Origin of the sequence: Variovorax paradoxus B4, assembly GCF_000463015.1 — a bacterium.
GTDB lineage: Bacteria > Pseudomonadota > Gammaproteobacteria > Burkholderiales > Burkholderiaceae_C > Variovorax > Variovorax paradoxus_E.
Genome location: NC_022247.1, coordinates 1,236,144 through 1,255,801, shown reverse-complemented (window position 1 = coordinate 1,255,801; position 19,658 = coordinate 1,236,144). Strand labels below are relative to the sequence as shown.

Annotated in this window: 19 protein-coding genes and 1 pseudogene; 16 read left to right on the top strand and 4 right to left on the bottom strand. The window is 68.4% G+C overall.

What is annotated here, in order from left to right:
- Positions 1-4: 4 nt before the first annotated feature.
- A complete protein-coding gene (locus VAPA_RS05625; RefSeq protein WP_021005799.1) occupies positions 5-454 on the bottom strand; it encodes an OsmC family protein in 450 nt (149 codons plus the stop codon).
- A 275-nt stretch (positions 455-729) separates the two neighbouring features.
- Here VAPA_RS05625 and VAPA_RS05620 point away from each other — a divergent pair.
- Positions 730-1,912: pseudogene (locus VAPA_RS05620) on the top strand (porin).
- 91 nt (positions 1,913-2,003) lie between these two features.
- Here VAPA_RS05620 and VAPA_RS05615 read toward each other — a convergent pair.
- On the bottom strand, positions 2,004-2,774 hold the full coding sequence (locus VAPA_RS05615; protein WP_230558973.1) for a hypothetical protein: 771 nt from the start codon (positions 2,772-2,774) through the stop codon (positions 2,004-2,006).
- Between the two features lie 3 nt (positions 2,775-2,777).
- Positions 2,778-3,134: a hypothetical protein gene (locus VAPA_RS35075; protein ID WP_230558972.1), complete on the bottom strand. Its 357-nt coding sequence runs from the start codon at positions 3,132-3,134 to the stop codon at positions 2,778-2,780.
- On the opposite strand from VAPA_RS35075, the gene ilvA reads away from it, so the two are divergent.
- Positions 3,133-4,797, top strand: a complete 1,665-nt coding sequence (gene ilvA, locus VAPA_RS05610; protein ID WP_051255305.1) for a threonine ammonia-lyase, biosynthetic — start codon at positions 3,133-3,135, stop codon at positions 4,795-4,797. The two genes, VAPA_RS35075 and ilvA, sit on opposite strands and share 2 nt — an antisense overlap.
- A 15-nt stretch (positions 4,798-4,812) precedes the next feature.
- Here ilvA and VAPA_RS05605 read toward each other — a convergent pair whose 3' ends face one another.
- Positions 4,813-5,454 carry a type II secretion system protein N gene (locus VAPA_RS05605; RefSeq protein WP_021005797.1) on the bottom strand — a complete coding sequence of 214 codons (642 nt, stop codon included), beginning with the start codon at positions 5,452-5,454 and terminating at the stop codon, positions 4,813-4,815.
- Positions 5,455-5,503: 49 nt separating this feature from the next.
- On the opposite strand from VAPA_RS05605, the gene gspG reads away from it, so the two are divergent.
- The 14 genes from gspG to VAPA_RS05535 all read left to right on the top strand — a co-directional run bounded on the left by gspG (position 5,504) and on the right by VAPA_RS05535 (position 19,658).
- Positions 5,504-5,944: a type II secretion system major pseudopilin GspG gene (gene gspG, locus VAPA_RS05600; RefSeq protein WP_021005796.1), complete on the top strand. Its 441-nt coding sequence runs from the start codon at positions 5,504-5,506 to the stop codon at positions 5,942-5,944.
- Entirely contained in the window at positions 5,919-6,383 is a 465-nt protein-coding gene (locus tag VAPA_RS05595) for a GspH/FimT family pseudopilin (RefSeq protein WP_021005795.1), read from the top strand. The genes gspG and VAPA_RS05595 overlap by 26 nt, the downstream gene beginning before the upstream one ends.
- Positions 6,380-6,754: a type II secretion system minor pseudopilin GspI gene (gene gspI / locus VAPA_RS05590; protein WP_021005794.1), complete on the top strand. Its 375-nt coding sequence runs from the start codon at positions 6,380-6,382 to the stop codon at positions 6,752-6,754. Before VAPA_RS05595 ends, gspI begins: the two co-directional genes overlap by 4 nt.
- The gene (locus VAPA_RS05585; protein WP_021005793.1) at positions 6,754-7,437 is read left to right on the top strand and encodes a PulJ/GspJ family protein; all 684 of its coding nucleotides are present in this window, start codon (positions 6,754-6,756) and stop codon (positions 7,435-7,437) included. The genes gspI and VAPA_RS05585 overlap by 1 nt, the downstream gene beginning before the upstream one ends.
- The gene (gspK, locus tag VAPA_RS05580) at positions 7,434-8,447 is read left to right on the top strand and encodes a type II secretion system minor pseudopilin GspK (RefSeq protein ID WP_021005792.1); all 1,014 of its coding nucleotides are present in this window, start codon (positions 7,434-7,436) and stop codon (positions 8,445-8,447) included. The genes VAPA_RS05585 and gspK overlap by 4 nt, the downstream gene beginning before the upstream one ends.
- Positions 8,448-8,583: 136 nt before the next feature.
- Positions 8,584-9,795 carry a type II secretion system protein GspL gene (gene gspL / locus VAPA_RS05575; protein WP_021005791.1) on the top strand — a complete coding sequence of 404 codons (1,212 nt, stop codon included), beginning with the start codon at positions 8,584-8,586 and terminating at the stop codon, positions 9,793-9,795.
- Positions 9,792-10,325 (top strand): type II secretion system protein GspM, encoded by a 534-nt coding sequence (gene gspM, locus VAPA_RS05570; protein WP_021005790.1) that lies wholly within the window; start codon positions 9,792-9,794, stop codon positions 10,323-10,325. The genes gspL and gspM overlap by 4 nt, the downstream gene beginning before the upstream one ends.
- Positions 10,326-10,335: 10 nt before the next feature.
- Positions 10,336-11,136 carry a type II secretion system protein N gene (gene gspN / locus VAPA_RS05565; RefSeq protein WP_021005789.1) on the top strand — a complete coding sequence of 267 codons (801 nt, stop codon included), beginning with the start codon at positions 10,336-10,338 and terminating at the stop codon, positions 11,134-11,136.
- A gap of 2 nt (positions 11,137-11,138) precedes the next feature.
- Positions 11,139-13,457 (top strand): type II secretion system secretin GspD, encoded by a 2,319-nt coding sequence (gene gspD, locus VAPA_RS05560; RefSeq protein ID WP_021005788.1) that lies wholly within the window; start codon positions 11,139-11,141, stop codon positions 13,455-13,457.
- A 5-nt stretch (positions 13,458-13,462) separates the two neighbouring features.
- Positions 13,463-14,854 carry a GspE/PulE family protein gene (locus VAPA_RS05555; RefSeq protein ID WP_021005787.1) on the top strand — a complete coding sequence of 464 codons (1,392 nt, stop codon included), beginning with the start codon at positions 13,463-13,465 and terminating at the stop codon, positions 14,852-14,854.
- Positions 14,855-14,871: 17 nt separating this feature from the next.
- Positions 14,872-16,107: a type II secretion system inner membrane protein GspF gene (gene gspF, locus VAPA_RS05550; RefSeq protein ID WP_021005786.1), complete on the top strand. Its 1,236-nt coding sequence runs from the start codon at positions 14,872-14,874 to the stop codon at positions 16,105-16,107.
- Positions 16,108-16,131: 24 nt separating this feature from the next.
- Positions 16,132-17,031 (top strand): 5'-nucleotidase, encoded by a 900-nt coding sequence (locus tag VAPA_RS05545; protein WP_021005785.1) that lies wholly within the window; start codon positions 16,132-16,134, stop codon positions 17,029-17,031.
- Positions 17,032-17,229: 198 nt separating this feature from the next.
- The gene (locus VAPA_RS05540; protein WP_021005784.1) at positions 17,230-17,427 is read left to right on the top strand and encodes a hypothetical protein; all 198 of its coding nucleotides are present in this window, start codon (positions 17,230-17,232) and stop codon (positions 17,425-17,427) included.
- A gap of 26 nt (positions 17,428-17,453) precedes the next feature.
- A complete protein-coding gene (locus VAPA_RS05535) occupies positions 17,454-19,658 on the top strand; it encodes a phosphocholine-specific phospholipase C (protein WP_021005783.1) in 2,205 nt (734 codons plus the stop codon).

The following is a 19,658-nucleotide window of genomic DNA, read 5'->3' as shown; positions in this document are numbered from 1 at the left end:
GGGCTCAGGTTTCGATCAGGTCGAAGCTGGTGGTGATCTCGGCGGTCTTCGCGAGCATGATGCTGGCCGAGCAGTAGGTTTCGTGGCTCATGGCAATCGCGCGCTCGACGGCAGCGGCAGGAATTCCCTTGCCCGCCACCGTGAAATGCATGTGGATCTTGGTGAAGACCTTGGGATCCTTTTCCGCGCGTTCACTGGTCAGCTTGACGCTGCAGCGCTCGACGCGGTGGCGGCCGCGCTTCAATATCAGCACCACGTCGTAGGCGGTACAGCCCCCGGTGCCCGCGAGCACCGTTTCCATGGGCCGGGCCGCCAGGTTCTGGCCGCCGTTCTCGGGTTTCGCGGCATCCGGCGCCCCGTCCATCATCAAGACATGGCCGCTGCCCGTCTCGGCCACGAAACCCATGGCCGAGCGGGTTCCGGCATCGCCGGTCCAACTTACTGTGCATTCCATCTTCGTCAGATCCATTCAGGATGTTCGGCAAAAAAGCACGCTGACACCACTTTCTGTGTGGGAAAAGCGTCACTTGCTTGTTGCAACGCAACAAACAACCGATATACTTTATTTCATCGCGTACGAAACCGTGCGCACCGGTTGTCTCCTCCACCCTTCCAATTGGTGGATTTAGCCCCGAGCTGCAAAGCTCGGGGCTTTTTTCTTTCCGGGCCCGCAGCGCCGTGGGCCCACTCTAGTTTTTTTGGCCGAAAAGGGCAGTTGCTCTGGCTGCCCTGGCTGTTGCCGGTGTTGCCTCGGCTCAGTCGTCCGTCACGCTGTTCGGCGTGGTCGACGCGTCGATCAGCGGCCACTCGAACAGCTCGCGCGACCTGAACAACGGCGTGACGTACAACGCCTTCGGCCTCCCGGTCGCCCATGACCCGTTCTAGGTCAACCGGGGCAGCGTCCGGACCAGCAGCCGCGGCATGTCCCACTCGGGCGACAACTCCAGCCGCCTGGGCTTCCGTGGCACGGAAGACCTCGGTGGCGGCCTGGCAGCCAGCTTCTGGCTCGAAGCCCCGGTCGCCAACGATGACGGCAGCCAGGGTGTTGCCACCTTCTCCCGCCGCTCGACGGTGAGCCTGTCAGGTGGCTTCGGTGAAGTCCGCCTCGGCCGCGACCCGACCCCCACGTTCCACAACAACTCCGTGTTCGATCCGTTCGGCACCAACCTCATCCAGACGGCCACCAGCGCATTTGGCAACCCCACCCGCGCCCGCAACTCGGTCGGCTACTTCCTGCCGCCGAACCTCGGTGGTTTCTACGGCCAGGTGATGTACGGCTTCCATGAGAAGACCAAGTACAGCCCGGGCCTGGCCGCGCCCGACGAGGCCAACAACTCGCGCACCGGCCGTTACGTGGGCGGCCGCTTCGGCTATGCCCACGGCCCCCAGGGTGTTGCACTGGCTTGCGGCAGCAACACCGTGGGCGGCGACTACGACGCCGGCACGACCACCAAGGTCAACACCTTCAACCTCGGCGCTTCGTATGGCTTCGGTCCTGTGAAGCTCTTCGGCGAACTGTCCCGGGCCCGGGAGAAGACCGACATCGACGGCGACGTCTTCGCCCGGCCGGCTTCCGTGGCATCGAACAAGCTCAATGGCTGGCTGCTGGGCGTGACGGTTCCGGTGGGCGCCGGCCTGATCCGCGCATCGTATTCGGCCGTGAAGTACAGGACGGAAGACAACAACCTGTTCCTCAACGAACCGGACCCGAAGGCGAACAAGCTGGCGCTGGGCTACGTGCACACCCTGTCGAAGCGCACGGCCCTGTACGCAACGGTCGCTCGCATCAGCAGCAAGAACGGTGCGGACCTGAGGGTCAGCGGCGATTTCAACCCGAAGTTTCATCAGCAGCAACGTCTTCACCCCGAAGACCTCGACCGGCTACGACTTCGGCATCGGCCACGCCTTCTGATCACCGTCTGATTCCGATGCTGGCGCCAGCGAGTTCGAGTCAATCCAGTATCAAGCCGCCCAGCGCAAGCCGGGCGGCTTTTTGGCTTTGCTCAAATCGCCCGGCCGCGCCTGCTTTGCAGCAACCCCACATTCATTTCTCCGCTCAGAACCGACGCGTAGAAACGTTCGACCATGTTCACGCTCGTGCGCGCATTGCGCGCCAAGGTCAGCATGTCGATGCCCTGGCCATACAGCAGCCGCAAGGTGATGACTGTGTGACGCAGGCAATAGAGCGTCCTCGATTGGCCCAGCGGCCCCTTCTGGAGCGACGTGGCTTCGAGCGCCCAGTGAAAGAGAAAGTTGAGCACCGCCAACGCGTGCTCGCGGTTCTTCAATTGCGGCATGAAGATGTAGCCTTCCGCGCCGCCAAAGCCCTGCTCGCGGCGGTGGGCGAGCAGGCATTCATAGACCCGCACCGCCGGGCGCAGGCTCACGATGGGCTGGCTGTGCCGCTTGGTCTCGGGCAGGTTCATTCGCAGGTAGACGTGCTTGCCGCGCACGGTTTCTATGTGCCTGTGCTTCATGAGCTTGATGTCGCTCGGACGAACGAAGGTGTTGACCATCCAGCGAATCAGCCACGGCAGCTCCTGCGGCATGACGAGCAGCTCGCGCGCGATCCAGAAGCGCGCGCCGGAGGCCAGCTGATCAAGCACCGGATGCGGCTGTCCACGCAGCCTGCGCGCGGCCGCCACGACGCTCCGGTACTCCGCAACGCTGAAGCTCCCGCGCGGCTGGCTGCGCACCTTGACCTTCGGGAAGGGCGGCACGTCGCGAAGCGCGCCGATGTTCACGCCATGCATCACCACCTTGCGCAGCAGCACGAGCTACTGCGCGACCGTCGCGCTGGTGAAGCCTTGCGCCCCCAGATGGTCGATCAGGCGCTGCGCATCGCAAGTGGCGAATGCCTGGGCCGGCACGGCACCCAGCAACGGGACGACATGCGCCCGCAATCTGTTGCCCATCACTTGCCAGGTGGCTCGTCCGATTTCGCCTCGCTGCACGCGCGCCGCCTCTGCCTGCATCAATCCTTTGGAAAGGTCGCTGACAGAAACGGTTGACAGATTTGGCTCATTTGCTGAATGACTGGCGGGCCCGTGGCTCGCGGGATAGGTGCGCGCAAAAAAACCGGAATCGTTCGCCGCCGGGGCTCTCCGGATGAGGTTTATGACATTTGTGTCCATGCCATATCCCGTACGCAATCCCGATGCCTCTTATCATCGTCATTTATCAAATGCAACTCCCTTGGAAAAAAACGTGCGCGACGTACCTGTGCCGGCACTGACGCCCGCCGACTATCTCAAGAAAATTCTGAACGCCCGTGTTTACGATGTGGCGGTCGAGACGGGGCTTGAGAAAGCCAATGCGCTCAGCGAAAGGCTCGGCAACACCGTGCTGCTCAAGCGCGAAGACCAGCAACCGGTTTTCAGCTTCAAGCTGCGGGGCGCCTACAACAAGATGGCGCACCTCACACCCGAGCAGCTGGCGAGCGGCGTCATCTGCGCATCGGCCGGCAATCACGCGCAAGGCGTGGCGCTGGGCGCGCGCAAGCTGGGCACGCGCGCCGTGGTGGTCATGCCGGTGACCACGCCCAGGCTCAAGATCGATGCGGTGCGCGGTTTCGGCGGCGAAGTCGTGCTGCATGGCGACAGCTATTCCGATGCCTACCTGCACGCGCTCGAACTGCAGGCCCAGCAAGGCCTGACCTTCGTGCACCCCTTCGATGATCCCGACGTGATCGCGGGCCAGGGCACCATCGCCATGGAAATCCTGCGCCAGCACCAGGGCCGGCTCGACGCGGTCTTCGTGGCCATCGGCGGCGGCGGGCTCATCTCGGGCGTGGCCAACTACATCAAGGCGGTGCGCCCGGAGATCAAGGTGATCGGCGTGCAGATGAACGACTCCGACGCCATGATGCAATCGGTGGCGGCGCGCCAGCGCGTGAGCCTGCCCGACGTCGGACTGTTCTCGGACGGCACGGCGGTCAAGCTCGTGGGCGAAGAGACTTTTCGCATTGCCAGCGACCTGGTCGATGAATACATCGCGGTCGACACCGATGCCGTCTGCGCGGCCATCAAGGACGTGTTCGTCGACACCCGCAGCATCGTGGAGCCGGCGGGCGCGCTCGCGGTGGCCGCCATCAAGCAGTACGTGGCCGGGCACGGCCGCCATGGCGAGACCTACGCGGCCATCCTGTGCGGCGCCAACATGAACTTCGACCGGCTGCGTTTCGTGGCCGAGCGCGCGGAGGTCGGCGAGGAGCGCGAGGCGCTGTTCGCGGTGACCATTCCCGAAGAGCGCGGCAGCTTCCGCCGCTTCTGCGAACTGGTGGGCGAGATGCCGGCCAGCGAGTCGCAGGAAACAGGCTCCATCGGCGGCGCGCTGCGCAACGTGACGGAGTTCAACTACCGCATCAGCGACGCGGCCAAGGCGCATGTGTTCGTGGGCCTGACCACCTCGACGCGTGGCGAATCGACGACCATCGCGCAGACCTTCATTGCCCACGGCTTCGACGCGCTCGACCTCACGCACGACGAACTCGCCAAGGAACATCTGCGGCACCTGGTGGGCGGGCGCACGAGCCTTGCACATGACGAGCGGCTGCTGCGCTTCGTGTTTCCGGAGCGCCCGGGCGCGCTGCTCAAGTTCCTGAGCCTGATGCGGCCGAACTGGAACATCAGCCTCTTCCACTACCGCAACCAGGGCGCCGACTACGGCCGCATCCTGGTGGGCTTGCAGGTGCCCGCCGGCGACGCGGCGGCCTTCGACGCCTTCCTCGAAACGCTGGGCTATCCGTACGTCGAGGAAACGGCGAATCCGGCGTATCGGCTGTTCCTGCAGGCCTGAGCGGCCGCCTGGCTTTTACTGCGCAGGCTGCGCGGGGGACTGCTGCACAGACCCCGGCGGCGGCGATGGCGGCGCCTGCGGCGGTGCGGCACCGGCGGCAGGCGGCGCCACCACGGCGGGCACCGTGGCCGGAAAAAGCCCGCTGGGCCTGGCCGTGGGCGTTGGCGAGGCCGGCATCCCCGGCGGGACCGGGCTGCCGACGCTGATCGGCGCACGCACGGGCAGCTGCAGCGTGAAAGCCGCCGGCCCCTGTGCGCTGGTGCCGAGCGTCGCCGCGCGCACCCCGACCGACTGCAGCACGTAGTTGTCGCCGACACGCGAACCGACGCGGAACGGACGCGGCGGCTTGCCGTCGATGGAAATCAGCGCGGCGCCCTGGTTGAGCGAATCCGCCACCACGCCGGACAACGCAAAGCGGCTGGCCGCCTCGGGTGCGGCGGGCGCCGCTTCGTTGGCCGAAACCACGCCAAGCAGCCGCGCGACCGCATCCGCGTCGGCCGAGACCGATGCCCGGGGCATGGTGGCCGCCGCGGCCACGGGCTCGGGCGGCGCCGCGAGCCGCAGCCCCCAGAACACCGCCGCACCGGCGGCCAGCGCCCAGAGTCCCGTGGTTGCAACGGGGGCATGCCAGCGCGCGGCGGAATAGGGACTTGTCATGGGCGCGGATTATCATGCAGCGCGCCTTCCGAACCATGTCATCCAAGCTATGAAAAAAATCCTACGCGACGCTACCCGCGCTGCCCAGCGCGGCTTCACGCTGATCGAGTTGATGGTGGTGCTGGTCATCATCGGCGTGCTGGCCGCACTGATCGTGCCGAACGTGATCGAGCGCGCCGACGACGCCCGCGTGACCGCCGCCAGGACCGACATCAACAACCTGATGCAGGCGCTCAAGCTCTACCGCCTGGACAACCAGCGCTATCCGACGGCCGAGCAGGGCCTGCCGTCGCTGCTCGTGCGCCCGACCGTCGGGCCGGCCGCGCCCAACTGGAAGCCCTACGTCGAAAAGCTGCCGAACGATCCGTGGGGACATCCCTATCAATACATGAATCCGGGTATCAAGGGCGAAATCGACGTGCTCTCGCTCGGCGCCGATGGCCAGGCCGGCGGCGAGGGCAAGAATGCCGACATCGGCAGCTGGCAGTAGGCGCGCGGGCGGCTTCACGCTGCTCGAGCTGATCGTGGTGATCGCAATCATCGCGATCGCGACGGCCGGTGTGAGCTTCGCGATGCGCGACACCAACGCGGCCCGGCTCGACCGCGAGGCCGACCGGCTGGCTGCGCTGCTCGAATCGGCCCGCGCCCAGTCGCGCGCGAGCGGTGTCGCGGTGCGATGGCGCATCGTGGAGGGCGGCAGCTTCGTATTCGACGGCCTTCCGCCCGATGCGCTGCCCAGCGGCTGGGTCGCCAGCGGCATCAGCGCCCAGGCTTCGCTGGCCGGTGGCGCGCCGGTTGCGGTGGTGCAACTCGGCCCCGATCCGATCATCGCCGCGCAGCAGATCACGCTGTATTCCGAAGGCCCGCCCGCGCGGTCGCTGCGCATTGCCACCGACGGCCTGCGGCCGTTCACCGTGAGCACGCCATGATGTCCCGGCGCCATTCGGCATGCAGCGGATTCACGCTGATCGAAGTGCTGATTGCGCTCGGCATCGTCGCGCTGGCGCTCGCGGCGGGTTCGCAGGCCACGATGTCGCTGACACGCAATGCACAGCGCCAGTCCGACCTGCTGCTGGCCGACCTCTGCGCGGAAAACGAGCTCGCCAAGGCGCGGCTGGCCAGGCAGATGCCGGCCGTGGGCGATTCAGGCTCGATCTGCGTGCAGGCCGGCGTCTCGTTCAACGTGACCACCTCCACCATCGCCACGCTCAACCCCAACTTCCGGCGCGTCGACGTGCAGGTGCGAGACGAGGCCGACGCGCCGGTGCTGCGCATCTCGACCGTGGTGGGCCGCTTCTGATGCGCCGCTTCGCAAGCCGGCGAGCCCGCCGCGGCTTCACGCTGATCGAGCTGCTGGTGGCCATTGCCGTGATGGCGCTGCTGGCGCTCGTGAGCTGGCGCGGCCTGGACAACATGTCGCGCGCCACGACGCAGAACCAGCAGCGCGCCGACGCGGTGCTGACGCTGCAGACCACGCTCTCGCAATGGGGTGCCGACCTCGACGCCGTGACCCCGATCGCGCAAACCCGCCCCATCGACTGGGACGGCCGCGTGCTGCGGCTCACGCGGCGCGGCAGCGATGCGGGGGCACCCGCCATGCTGGTGGTGGCATGGACGCTGCGCTCCGGCAACGACGGGGTCCGCTGGCGGCGCTGGCAGTCGCCGCCCTTCACCACGCGCAGCGAATGGCAGCAGGCGTGGAACATGGCCTCTTCGTGGGCGCAGGAAGGCGGCGGCGGAGACGTCGCGCTGATGCCGGTCGCCAGCTGGCAGCTCTACTACTTCCGCGAGAACGCCTGGACGCCCGCGGGCGAACTGCCGGCCAGCGCGCCCAATCCGGCGAACCCGGCCAACCCGGCTGGCGCCCTCGTGAACATGCCGGACGGCGTTCGCCTGGTGCTGAACCTGTCTCCGGGCGAAGGTCTGGCGGGCACGCTCACGCGCGACTGGGTCAAGCCCACGGTGGGAGCGCCACGGTCATGACGGCGTTGCGCGCTTTCTCCCGGGGGCATCCGCATCCGCGCGCCCACCGGCAGTGCGGCGCCGCGCTGCTCGCGGCCATGCTGACCGTGATGCTGGTCGCCACCTTCTCCGCCGCGGCGCTGTGGCAGCAATGGCGTGCGTCCGAAGTCGAGGCCGCCGAGCGCGGACGCGTGCAGGCGGCGTGGGTGCTGATCGGCGCGCTCGACTGGTCGCGCCTGATCCTGCGCGAGGACGGCCTCACCGGCGGGCCCGACCACCTGGCCGAGCCCTGGGCCGTGCCGCTCGCGGAAGCACGGCTCACGAGCTTTCTGTCGGCCGAGAAAAACGTGGCCAGCGACAACCTCGAAGGACTGCCCGACGCCTTCCTGTCGGGCCGCATCGTGGACGCGCAATCCAAGCTCAACGTGCTGTCGCTGGTCGATGGCAACAAGCCGGTGCCGGCAAGCATCGCCACCTTCACCAAGCTGTTCAACATCCTGGGCCTGCCCGCCTCGGAGCTCAGCGCGATGACGGCCTCGCTCGTGCGCGCGCTGGCCACCGGCACCGACGCCGCCGGCGGCGATGCCGGCGCGGCGCCGCTGATGCCGCAGGAGGTCTCGCAGCTGGTGTGGCTCGGCCTTTCGCCCTCGACCGTGGCTGCCCTCGAACCCTACGTGACGATCCTCCCGATACGCACGCCGCTCAACATCAATACCGCCAGCGCCGAGGCCATCAGCGCCAGCCTGCCATCGCTGAGCATCAGCGATGCGCGCCAGCTGGTGGAAAAGCGCACCCGCTCGTACTTCAAGCAGATCGCCGACGCCAACGCCGCGCTCCCGAGTAACGGCACGCCATTCAACGCCGGCCAGCACAGCGTGAGCACCCAGTTCTTCGAGGTCTACGGCAGGCTGCGGCTCGACCGCACCTGGGTCGAGGAGCGCTCGCTGCTGCAGCGCGACGGCGTCACCGTGAAGACGATCTGGCGCAACCGCGGCGCCGGCCTCGCAACAGCCACTCCGGCTAAACCCTGAGTGCAGCTTCCTTTCTTCATTTCTGTTGCATCAATACATCGCCTAGAGCCCGTCGCATCTACGTCAAACGCTACAAATAAAGTAGCAATGGCACCATGGACGCCCCCCTACAATCACCCGCCCTCCTGAAATCGAAATGACCCCGCTGTTGCTCATCGCCCCTCTCGCCCCGGCCGACGCCGCGGGCGAGTACGACTGGGCCCAGGCAGGCGACGACGGCATCGCCTTGCGCAACCATGGCCGCGCGCTGCTCGCGCTGCTGCCGGCCAGCGCGGAAGTCACGCTCGGCATTCCGGCCGCGGCGCTTTCCTGGCACCGCGTCACGCTGCCCAAGGGCAGCATGAGCAGCGCATCGAAGCTGCGTGCCGTGCTCGACGGCCTGCTCGAAGAACATCTGCTGGACGATCCCGAAGCCTTGCACTTCGCGCTCGAACCCGAGGCCAGGGCCGGCGCGCCGGTCTGGGTGGCGGCCTGCAACCGCATCTGGCTGCGCGCGCTGGTGCAGGGCCTGGAGTCGGCCGGGCGGCGCGTGGTGCGCATCGTTCCCGAGTTCGCTCCGCAGCCCGCGGACGGTCCGCCCCTGCTGCAGGTCACCGGAGAAGCCGAGGCACCGCAGCTCACGGTGTGCGACACCGACGGCGTGGTCTCGCTGCCGCTCGCGGGCGCCGGGCTCGCGCTCGCCGCCGGCCTGCCGCTCGACACCGCCGTGATCACCGCCGAGCCCGCCGTCGCGCAAGCCGCCGAGCATCTGCTCGAGCGCCGCCTACCCATCGTGCAGGCGCCCCAGCGCTGGCTTCAGGCCGCGCGCTCGCCCTGGGAGCTCGCGCAGTTCGACCTCGCCGTGACGGGGCGTGCCCGCGCCGGCAAGAAATTTGCATCGGTGGTCCAGACGCTGCGCTATGCGCCCGAGTGGCGCGCCGCACGCTGGGGCATCGTCGCCCTGCTGCTGACCCAACTGATCGGCCTCAATGCCTGGGCCTGGAAGGAGCGCAATGCACTCGAGGCCAAGCGCCAGGCCGTCAGGACCATGCTGACCCAGACCTTCCCGTCCGTGAAACTCGTGGTCGACGCGCCGCTGCAGATGGCGCGCGAGGTCGCGGCGCTGCAGCAGGCCGTGGGCGATGTCGCAGGCAGCGATCTCGAACCGATGATCGGCGCGCTCGCTCCCAATCTTCCGCCGGCCAGGACGCCCAGCGCCATCGACTACAGCGCCGGCCAACTGCGCCTGCGCGGCCTGGGCCTGCAGCCTTCCGAGCTCACGCGGCTGTCCGGCGCGATGGGCCCGCGCGGCTACAGCGTGCGCGCCGAGGGCGATCTGCTCCTGGTGCAGGCCGAGGCTGCGCGATGAACTTCGGCGGACAGCTCCAGGCCCGATGGGCCGCCCTCGAACTGCGCGAGCGGCGCATGGTCGCCATCGCGGCCGCGCTCGTGGTGCTTGCCCTGCTGTGGTGGATTGCGCTCGCCCCCGCGCTGCGCACGCTGGCCGCGGCGCCGGCCGACCATGCGCAACTCGACGCGCAGCTGCAGCAGATGGCCCTGCTGCAGAACCGCGCCAAGGCGTTGCAGGCGCAGCCCCGGCTGAACCGGGACGACGCGCTGCGCGCCCTCGAAACCTCGGTGCGCCAGAGCCTGGGCACCAATGCCCAGCTCATGACGGCCAGCGGCGATGGCGCCGCCACCATCACGATGCGCGCCACGCCGGCCGATGCCGTGGCCCAGTGGCTGGCGCAGGCGCGCGGCAATGCCCACGCGGTGCCGCGCGAGGCCCACCTGACCCGTGCGGCCGCCGCGCCGCCGGCCGCCGGCAGCAAGGACCCGCAGCCCGCGAAGGTGCGCTGGGAGGGCACGCTCGTGATGGCGCTGCCCGCAGCCCGTTGAGCACGGCCGCATGGTGACGCGCTCCTCCCTTTCCGAATCCGCGCCGCGCCGCGGCTGGCGCTGGGCCGTGCTCGGCATCGTGCTGGGGGCACTGCTGGCGCTGGTGCTGTTCGCACCGGCCCGCTGGCTGGCCATGGCGCTCTCGAGCTGGAGCCAGGGCCGGCTGCTGCTCGTCAACCCGCGCGGCACGGTCTGGAACGGCACGGCGGCCGTGGTGCTTGCCAGCGGTGCCGGCGGCGCCGAGGCGGTGTCGCTGCCCGGCTCGCTCAACTGGCGCATGCGGCCCGCCTGGAGCGGCATGTTCGCCGTGCTCGACCTGCCCTGCTGCGCGGCCCGGCCGCTCGAACTCAAGGCCAGCCCGCGCGCGAACGGCATGCAGCTTCAATGGGGCGACGGCAGTTCGCGCTGGCCCGCCACCTTGCTGACCGGCCTGGGCGCGCCCTGGAACACGCTCAGGCTCGAGGGCACGCTCGACCTCTCCACCCGGGCCCTCTCCATGCAGTGGGACGGTCCCGTGCTGCGCATCGCGGGCCAGGCCACGCTCGATGCCACCGATGTGTCGTCCAGCCTGTCGACGCTCAAGCCGATGGGCAGCTACCGCCTCACGCTCGAAGGCGGCAGCCGCCCGAGCCTGCTGCTGAGCACCCGCGAAGGCAGCCTTCAGCTGAACGGCAGCGGCAGCTGGAACGGCACCGCCTTTCGCTTCAATGGCGAAGCCAGCGCCGCGGCCGGCCGCGAAGACGCGCTTTCCAATTTGTTGAACATCATCGGACGGCGCGACAACGCGCGTTCGATCATCACCCTGGGTTGATCATGATGAAGCCACTGACTTCGCCCGGCAGCCGCCTCGCCGTCGTTGCACTCGCAGCGCAGATGCTGGTTGCCGCCACCTTCCTGCAGGCCGTGCCGACCGCGTTCGCGCAGACCGGCGATGCGCCGCGCCGGGGCGAGCCCATCACGCTCAACTTCGCCAACGCCGACATCGAGGCCGTGGCCCGCACCATGGCGGTGGTCACCGGCCGTGACGTGGTGGTCGACCCGCGCGTCAAGGGCACGATGAATCTCGTCACCGACCGCGCCATCGCGCCGGCCGCGGCGTTCAACCAGTTCGCTTCCGCGCTGCGGCTGCAGGGCTTCGCGGTGGTGGAGGCCGAAGGACTCTACAAGGTGGTGCCCGAAGCCGACGCCAAGCTCCAGACCCAGACCGTCAATACCGCTACGCCCAGCGCCGGCTCGGTGGCCGGCAACCAGATCGTCACCCAGATCTTCAGGCTCAACTACGAGTCGCCGAACAGCCTGCTGCCGGTGCTGCGCCCGCTCATTCCGCCCAACAACACCATCAACGTGAACCCGGGCAACAACTCGCTCGTGATCACCGACTACGCGGACAACATGCGCCGGCTGGCGCGCATCATCGCGGCGCTCGACGTGCCCAATGCGTCGGACATCGAGGTGATCCCGCTCAAGCATTCGATTGCCACCGACATGCTGCCGCTGATCACCCGGCTGGTCGATGGCAGCGGCTCGGGCGCAACACCGGGCGCCGCCGCGCCGGGCACGGCCGACGCGTCGTTCCGCACCACCCTGCTGGCCGACCCGCGCAGCAATGCGCTGATCCTGCGCGCGGCCAATCCGGCGCGTGTGGCGCTGGTGCGCACGCTGGTCGAAAAGCTCGACCGCGCGCCCGCCGAAAGCAGCAACGGCGCGGCCGGCAACATCTACGTGGTCTATCTGAAGAACGCCGATGCGGTGCGGCTGGCGGCCACGCTGCGCGCCGCCATGGCGGCGAACCAGCTGCCCGGCACGCCGGGCGCGCCAGGCGCCACGGGTGGCAGCCAGGCGCAGCCGCAGGCCAGCGCACCGCAGGCCATGCAGCAAGCCAGCCTCGGCGGGCAAACCGGCTCGGCGGCCGCCAACGCACCGCTGAACAATGCCAACCAGCCGTCGACCGGCGGACAGATCCAGGCCGACCCGTCGACCAACTCGCTGATCATCACGGCGCCCGAGCCGCAGTACCGCCAGATGCGCGCGGTGATCGACAAGCTCGACGGCCGGCGCGCACAGGTCATGATCGAAGCGCTGATCGTCGAGGTCAGCGCCAAGAAGGCCGCCAACTTCGGCGTCCAGTGGCAGAGCGCGCTGGGCAACAACGCGGTCATCGGCACCAATTCAAGCCTGGCCAGCGCGAACATCCTGGCGCTGACCCAGGCCCTGGCCACGCGCGACGTCGCCAACGTTCGGCCGTCTTCCGGCCTGAACCTGGGCATTGCCGGCAAGATCGGCGGCCAGTACATCCTGGGCGCCATTGCGAACTTCTTCAACAGCGACGGCGACGCCAACGTGCTCTCGACGCCCAACCTGCTGACGCTGGACAACGAGGAAGCCAAGATCGTCATCGGCCAGAACGTGCCCTTCGTCACGGGCCAGTACGCCAGCACCTCGGGCTCGGTGGGCATCAACCCATTCACCACGGTGGAGCGCAAGGACGTGGGCCTCACGCTGCGCGTGCGCCCGACCATCAACGAGAACGGCACCGTGAAGATGACCATCTTCCAGGAAACCTCGACCGTCGACCAGAACACGGTCAGCAATTCCAACGGCCCGACCACCAACAAGCGCTCGATCGAGTCCAGCGTGCTGGTGGAAGACGGCGGCCTGGTCATGCTCGGCGGACTGCTGTCGGACGACTACAACAACACCATCGAGAAGGTGCCCGTGGCCGGCGACATTCCGGTGTTCGGCAACCTGTTCAAGAACGAGATCCGCTCGCGCACCAAGAGCAACCTGATGATGTTCCTGCGCCCGGCGGTCATGCGCGACGGCGCCTCGACCGAAGCCTTTGCCTACGACCGCTACGACGAGATCCGCGGCATGCAGCAGCGCGCGCAGCCGAACACCGACAACGTCATGCTGCGCGGGGTGGATTCCGCACCCGTGCTACCGGAAGCCCCGCCGCCCCGCGCGGGCAATCGCGATACCGGCAGCAACAGCAACGGCAGCGACCGCATCCAGGGCACGCAGCTCATCCCGCCGCCGCGCCCACCCGCCGACACGCGTACCTTGCGCCCGAGCCCGCTGCGCGGCGCCCTGCCGCCCACGGCCGACCCGACCAGCTCGCGCGAACTGCCCTGAAGCCCATGCGCCACCCCCTGCCCTACGCGTTCGCACGCAGCCAGCAGCTGCTGCTCGAAGAAGCCGACGACGGCAGCCACACGCTGTGGATGTCGAGCCATCCCGCGCGCAGCGCGGTCGGCGAGGTCACGCGCAAGTACGGCGTGCAGGCCTTCGAGGTGCTGGCCGACGGCCCGCTCGCGCAGCGCATCAGCGCGGCCTATGCGCAGGGCGAGTCGAGCGCCGCCGCGGTGGTGAGCGAGGTGCAGAGCGACGCCGATCTCTCGCGCATGATGCAGGAGCTGCCAGCGGTCGAGGACCTGCTGGAAAGTGCCGGCGACGCGCCCATCATCCGCATGCTCAACGCGCTGCTCACGCAGGCCGCGCGCGATGGCGCGAGCGACATCCACATCGAACCCTACGAGCGCACCTCGTCCGTGCGCTTTCGCATCGACGGCACGCTGCGCGAGGTGGTGCAGCCCAACCGCGCGCTGCATGCCGCGCTGATCTCGCGCCTGAAGATCATGGCCGACCTCGACATCTCCGAGAAGCGGCTGCCGCAGGACGGGCGCATCAGCCTTCGCATCGGCACGCGCGCGGTCGACGTGCGCGTCTCCACGCTGCCCAGCGCGCACGGAGAGCGCGCGGTGCTGCGCCTTTTGGACAAGACCGAATCCAAGCTCACGCTCGAATCGGTCGGCATGCAGGGCGACACGCTGGAGCGCTTCGAGCGCCTCATCGCGCAGCCGCACGGCATCATCCTGGTGACCGGCCCCACGGGCTCGGGCAAGACCACCACGCTGTACGCCGCGCTGGCCCGGCTGGACGCGAGCCGCAGCAACATCATGACGGTGGAAGACCCCATCGAATACGAGTTGCCGGGCGTGGGCCAGACGCAGATCAACGCCAAGATCGAGCTCACCTTCGCGAAGGCGCTGCGCGCCATCCTGCGGCAGGACCCGGACGTGATCATGATCGGCGAGATCCGCGACTTCGAGACCGCGCAGATCGCCATCCAGGCCTCGCTCACCGGCCACCTGGTGCTTGCGACGCTGCACACCAACGACTCGGTCAGCGCCGTCACGCGCCTGACCGATATGGGCGTGGAGCCCTTCCTGCTGAGCTCGTCGCTCCTGGGCGTGCTCGCGCAGCGCCTGGTGCGCAAGGTCTGCACGGCCTGCGCCGGCGCCGGATGCGAGGTGTGCGGGCAAACCGGCTACCAGGGGCGCACCGGCATCTTCGAGCTGCTGGTGGCCAATGACGAAGTGCAGGCGCTGATCCACGGCAAGGCCGCCGAGAGCCAGCTCTTCGAAGCCGGCGCACGCGGCGGCCTGCGCTCGATGCGCGAGGACGGCGAACGGCTGGTGCAGGCCGGCATCACCTCGCGCGCCGAGCTGGTGCGGGTCACGCGCGAATAGCTTCACTCGGCCTTCCCATGCCCGCCTATTCCTTCGAAGCCATCGATGCCAGCGGCCAGTCGCGCGAAGGCGTGCTCGAGGCCGACACCGCGCGCAGCGCGCGCAGCCTGCTGCGTGCGCAGGCGCTCATTCCGCTGTCGGTCACCCCAGTGGGCAGCAGCCACGTCAACGGCACCGGCAATGGCGGCCTGCGCCGCTGGCTGGGCGGCGGCGCCAGGATCTTCAGCTCCACCGGCCTCGCGGTCTGGACGCGCCAGCTCGCGGGCCTCGTGTCCTCCGGCCTGCCGCTCGAACGCGCGCTGACCGCACTCACCGACGAAGCCGAGACCGAGCCGCAACGCAACCTGGTCGCTTCGCTGCGCGCCGAGGTCAACGCGGGCTCGCCCTTTGCACGAGCGCTGGCGGCTCACCCCCGCGAGTTCTCGCCCATCTACACCGCGGTCATCGGCGCGGGCGAGCAAAGCGGCAACCTCGGCCTCGTGCTCGACCGGCTCGCCGACGACCTCGAGGAACGGCAGGCGCTGCAGCAGAAACTCATCGGCGCGGCGCTCTATCCGGCCATCGTCACGCTGGTGGCGATCGTGATCGTGATCTTCCTCGTGAGCTACGTGGTGCCGCAGGTGGCGCAGGTGTTCGCGGGCACCAAGCGCTCGCTGCCCTTCCTCACCACCGTCATGCTGTCGCTGAGCGCGGCGGTGCGCAACTACGGGTGGTGGATGCTGGGCGGCGTGGTGCTCGCCGCCATCGCTGCGCGATTGGCGCTGGCGCAAGAGGACTTCCGCCTGAAGTTCGACGCCGCCTGGCTCCGGCTGCCGCTGGTCGGCAAGCTCGCGCGCGGCTACAACGCAGCGCGCTTCGCCAGCACGCTGGCCATGCTGGCGACCGCCGGCGTGCCGATCCTGCGCGCGCTGCAGGCGGCCTCCGAAACGCTGGGCAACCGCGCCATGCGCGCGGATGCGCTCGACGCGCTGGTGCTGGTGCGCGAAGGCGCGCCGCTGGCCTCGGCACTGGCGCAGAAAAAACGGTTTCCCGGACTGGTCTCGATGTTCGCGCGGCTGGGCGAACAGACCGGCACGCTGCCGCTGATGCTGCAGCGCGCCGCCAACCAGCTGGGCGCCGAAGTGCAGCGCCGCGCGATGCACCTGGCCACCATCCTGGAGCCGCTGCTGATCGTGGCCATGGGCGGCGTGGTGATGCTCATCGTTCTGGCGGTGATGCTGCCTATCATCCAGCTCAACCAGTTCGTCAAGTAAGTCCGCCAGGAAGCACTGCACGCCATGCCCGTCACCCTCGAAGACAAACTCGTGGTCGCGATCTCGTCGCGCGCGCTGTTCAACCTCGAAGAAGAAAACAGGATCTTCGAGGCCGGCGACAACGAGGGCTACATGAAGCTGCAGCTCGACCGCATCGACGTGCCGGCGGCGCCGGGCATCGCGTATTCGCTGATCCGCAAGCTGCTGCGCTTCAACGACGACGGCGTGCAGCGCGTCGAGGTGGTGATCCTCTCGCGCAACGATCCGGTCTCGGGCATGCGCATCTTCCGCTCGAGCGCGGCCGCCGACATCAAGCTGCAGCGCGGCGTGTTCACGCAGGGGCGCCCGCCCTTCGGCTACCTGCGGCCGCTGCGCGCGCACCTGTTCCTGTCGGTCAATGCGCACGACGTGCGCGAAGCGCTCGGCGCGGGCTTTCCGGCCGCGCGCGTGCTGGTCGAATCGGTGAAGGCCAGCGATGCCTGGCCCAACGAGGTGCGCATCGCCTTCGACGGCGACGCGGTGCTGTTCTCCGACGAGGCCGAGCGCGTGTTCCAGGCCGAGGGCCTGGACGCCTTCCAGGCGCACGAGCTCAGCAAGGCCGACCTGCCGCTGCCCGAAGGGCCCTTCAAGCCGCTGCTGACGGCGCTGCATCGCCTGCAGATGGCGGGCAACGCGCAGATGCGCATCCGCACCGCGCTGGTCACCGCGCGCAGCGCCCCCGCGCACGAGCGCGCGATCCGCACGCTCATGAAGTGGAACATCCGCGTCGACGAGGCGATGTTCCTCGGCGGTCTTCCGAAGGGTGAATTCCTGCGCGAGTTCGAACCCGATTTCTTCTTCGACGACCAGACCGGCCACGTCGATGCCGCGGCACGCCACGTGCCCGCGGGCCACGTCTCGAGCGGCATCAGCAACGAGCGCTGAGCGATCCCGTGGCGCTTGCCGCGCCTCGGCCTTGTCATCGCCCGTTCATGGCGATGTAACGCGATCTCCCTAGTCTTGCGGCCTGTCCGCTGCGCGGTGCTTCGCGATGCTTTCCGGCGTCGCGTCGTCCAGCCCGCGCGGCCTTTTTTCGACGCTCTGCTTCCGAGCGCCCACGCAACGACTCCCAAGGAATCTCCCATGCGACTTTCATCCCTGCCTGCGCGGCTCGTTCCCGCGCTGATCCTGGCCTGCGCCCTTTCCGCCTGCGGTGGCGGCAGCGGCGGTGGTGGCGGCTTCTTCGGCGGCCTGCCTGTCGTGGGAACTCCGACGCCGACCACACCCACCACGCCGCCGCCCGACACCGGCATGAAGCCCGAGATGCGCTGCGCACCCTGATCGCCACGAACCGCCAGAACAACACCATGACCTCACGCCGCAGTTTCCTCACAGGCACCGCCACCACCGGCGCCGCCGCGCTCGCGCTCTCGGCCTTCCCACCGAGCATCCGCCGCGCGCTTGCCATCCCCGCCAACAACAAGACCGGCACCATCAAGGACGTCGAGCATGTCGTCATCCTGATGCAGGAGAACCGCTCGTTCGACCACTACTTCGGCACGCTCATGGGCGTGCGCGGCTTCGGCGACCGCTTTACCATTCCGCTGCCCAAGGGACGCAGCGTCTGGCAGCAACTCGACGATGCCGGCAAGGAAGTGCTGCCCTATCACCTCGACGGCTCGAAGGGCAATGCGCAGCGCGTGGCTGGCACGCCGCACAGCTGGAGCGATGGCCAGGATGCGTGGGCTGGCGGGCGCATGTACGAATGGGTGCGGTACAAGAAAACCAAGACCGCGCCTTTCACGCAATCGATGGGCTACCTCGAAGAGGCGGAACTGCCCTTCCAGTTCGCACTGGCCAACGCCTTCACGCTCTGCGACGCGTACCACTGCAGCATGCACACCGGCACCAATTCGAACCGCATGTTCCTGTGGACCGGCACCAACGGCCCCACCGGCGCGAACGTGGCCACGGTCAACAACGAGTGGGATTCGATCGACAGCTCGGCCAACGGCTACAGCTGGAAGACTTACCCCGAGCGGCTGCAGGAAGCCAAGGTCAGCTGGATCGTCTACCAGAACATGCCAGAGAACTTCGGCGACAACTCGCTGGCCGGCTTCAAGCAATACCGGCTCGCGAACGAAGCCTCCGGCAAGCCCGTGAGCAACGACGCGATCTCGCCCGCCTACGACCCAGCCAGCGACGACGCCGGCAATCCGCTCTACAAGGGCATTGCCAACACCATGCCGGACGGCGGTTTTCTCGAGCAGTTCCGCCAGGACATCAAGAACGGCAAGCTGCCCCAGGTGTCGTGGATCGTCGCGCCCGCAACCTATTCCGAGCACCCCGGCCCTTCGAGCCCGGTGCAGGGCGGCTGGTACATCCAGGAAACGCTCGACGCGCTCACCGCCGTGCCCGACGTGTGGAGCAAGACCGTGCTCTTCATCAACTTCGACGAGAACGACGGCTACTTCGACCACTGCCCTTCGCCGGCCGCGCCTTCGATCAACGCCGACGGAACGCCCGCAGGAAAGACCACGCTGCCGCCCGAAGCGCTCAAGCCCGAGTACTTCAACCACCCGAATCCACCCGGCACCACCGATCAGCCGCCGCCCGACGGCCGGGTCTACGGCCCCGGCGTGCGCGTGCCGATGTATGTGGTGTCGCCCTGGAGCCGCGGCGGCTGGGTCAACTCGCAGGCCTTCGACCACACCTCGGTGCTGCGCTTCATCGAAGCGCGCTTCGGGGTGAAGGAGGCCAACATCTCGTCCTTCCGCCGCGCGGTGTGCGGCGACCTCACGAGCGCCTTCAACTTCGCCACGCCCAATACGGAAGCGCTGCCCACCCTCTCGGGGCGCACGACCAGGGCCGACGCCGACAAGCTGCGCACCGACCAGCAGGCCCTGGCGCAAGTGGCACTGCCGCCCGACCCGCTGCTGCCGCGCCAGGCCGCCGGCACGCGGCCCTCGCGCGCGCTGCCCTACGAGCTGCACACGAGTGCCCGCAGCGATGCCATCGGCGGAAAGATCCAGCTGCTGTTCGCGAACACCGGCACGGCCAGCGCGGTGTTCCACGTCTACGACAAGCTCAACCTCGACCGCCTGCCGCACCGCTACATGGTCGAGCCCGGCAAGGCGCTCGACGACACGTGGAATGCGATGCGCGACGACAGCGGCTTCTACGACCTCTGGGTGCTGGGCCCCAACGGCTTCCACCGCCACTTCAAGGGCGACCTGAACGCGCTTCGCGCCGGTGACGTCGCCCTGCCCGAAGTGCGCGTGTGCTACGACATCGCCAACGGCAACGTGTACCTGGAGATGCTCAACGGCGGCAAGAGCGCCTGCAAGTTCACCGTGCGTGCCAAGGCCTATCGAACCGACGGCCCGTGGACCGCAACGGTGGAAGGCGGCGCCAAGGCCGAACTGCACTGGGACCTGGCGGCCAGCGGCGCGTGGTACGACTTCACCGTGGCCTGCGATGCCGACACGAGCTTCGTGCGCCGCTTTGCCGGCCGCGTCGAGACCGGCAGGCATTCGGTGAGCGATCCGGCGATGGGCATGGCCGATCTCTGA

Coding starts and splice junctions, on each gene's coding strand:
- gspN (WP_021005789.1), top strand. CDS start 10,336: ATGGTGACGCGCTCCTCCCTTTCCGAATCCGCGCCGCGCCGCGGCTGG.
- ilvA (WP_051255305.1), top strand. CDS start 3,133: ATGCCATATCCCGTACGCAATCCCGATGCCTCTTATCATCGTCATTTA.
- gspG (WP_021005796.1), top strand. CDS start 5,504: ATGAAAAAAATCCTACGCGACGCTACCCGCGCTGCCCAGCGCGGCTTC.
- gspF (WP_021005786.1), top strand. CDS start 14,872: ATGCCCGCCTATTCCTTCGAAGCCATCGATGCCAGCGGCCAGTCGCGC.
- gspM (WP_021005790.1), top strand. CDS start 9,792: ATGAACTTCGGCGGACAGCTCCAGGCCCGATGGGCCGCCCTCGAACTG.
- gspL (WP_021005791.1), top strand. CDS start 8,584: ATGACCCCGCTGTTGCTCATCGCCCCTCTCGCCCCGGCCGACGCCGCG.
- gspK (WP_021005792.1), top strand. CDS start 7,434: ATGACGGCGTTGCGCGCTTTCTCCCGGGGGCATCCGCATCCGCGCGCC.
- gspD (WP_021005788.1), top strand. CDS start 11,139: ATGATGAAGCCACTGACTTCGCCCGGCAGCCGCCTCGCCGTCGTTGCA.
- VAPA_RS35075 (WP_230558972.1), bottom strand. CDS start 3,134: ATGGACACAAATGTCATAAACCTCATCCGGAGAGCCCCGGCGGCGAAC.
- gspI (WP_021005794.1), top strand. CDS start 6,380: ATGATGTCCCGGCGCCATTCGGCATGCAGCGGATTCACGCTGATCGAA.
- VAPA_RS05595 (WP_021005795.1), top strand. CDS start 5,919: ATGCCGACATCGGCAGCTGGCAGTAGGCGCGCGGGCGGCTTCACGCTG.
- VAPA_RS05545 (WP_021005785.1), top strand. CDS start 16,132: ATGCCCGTCACCCTCGAAGACAAACTCGTGGTCGCGATCTCGTCGCGC.
- VAPA_RS05555 (WP_021005787.1), top strand. CDS start 13,463: ATGCGCCACCCCCTGCCCTACGCGTTCGCACGCAGCCAGCAGCTGCTG.
- VAPA_RS05605 (WP_021005797.1), bottom strand. CDS start 5,454: ATGACAAGTCCCTATTCCGCCGCGCGCTGGCATGCCCCCGTTGCAACC.
- VAPA_RS05585 (WP_021005793.1), top strand. CDS start 6,754: ATGCGCCGCTTCGCAAGCCGGCGAGCCCGCCGCGGCTTCACGCTGATC.
- VAPA_RS05625 (WP_021005799.1), bottom strand. CDS start 454: ATGGAATGCACAGTAAGTTGGACCGGCGATGCCGGAACCCGCTCGGCC.
- VAPA_RS05535 (WP_021005783.1), top strand. CDS start 17,454: ATGACCTCACGCCGCAGTTTCCTCACAGGCACCGCCACCACCGGCGCC.
- VAPA_RS05540 (WP_021005784.1), top strand. CDS start 17,230: ATGCGACTTTCATCCCTGCCTGCGCGGCTCGTTCCCGCGCTGATCCTG.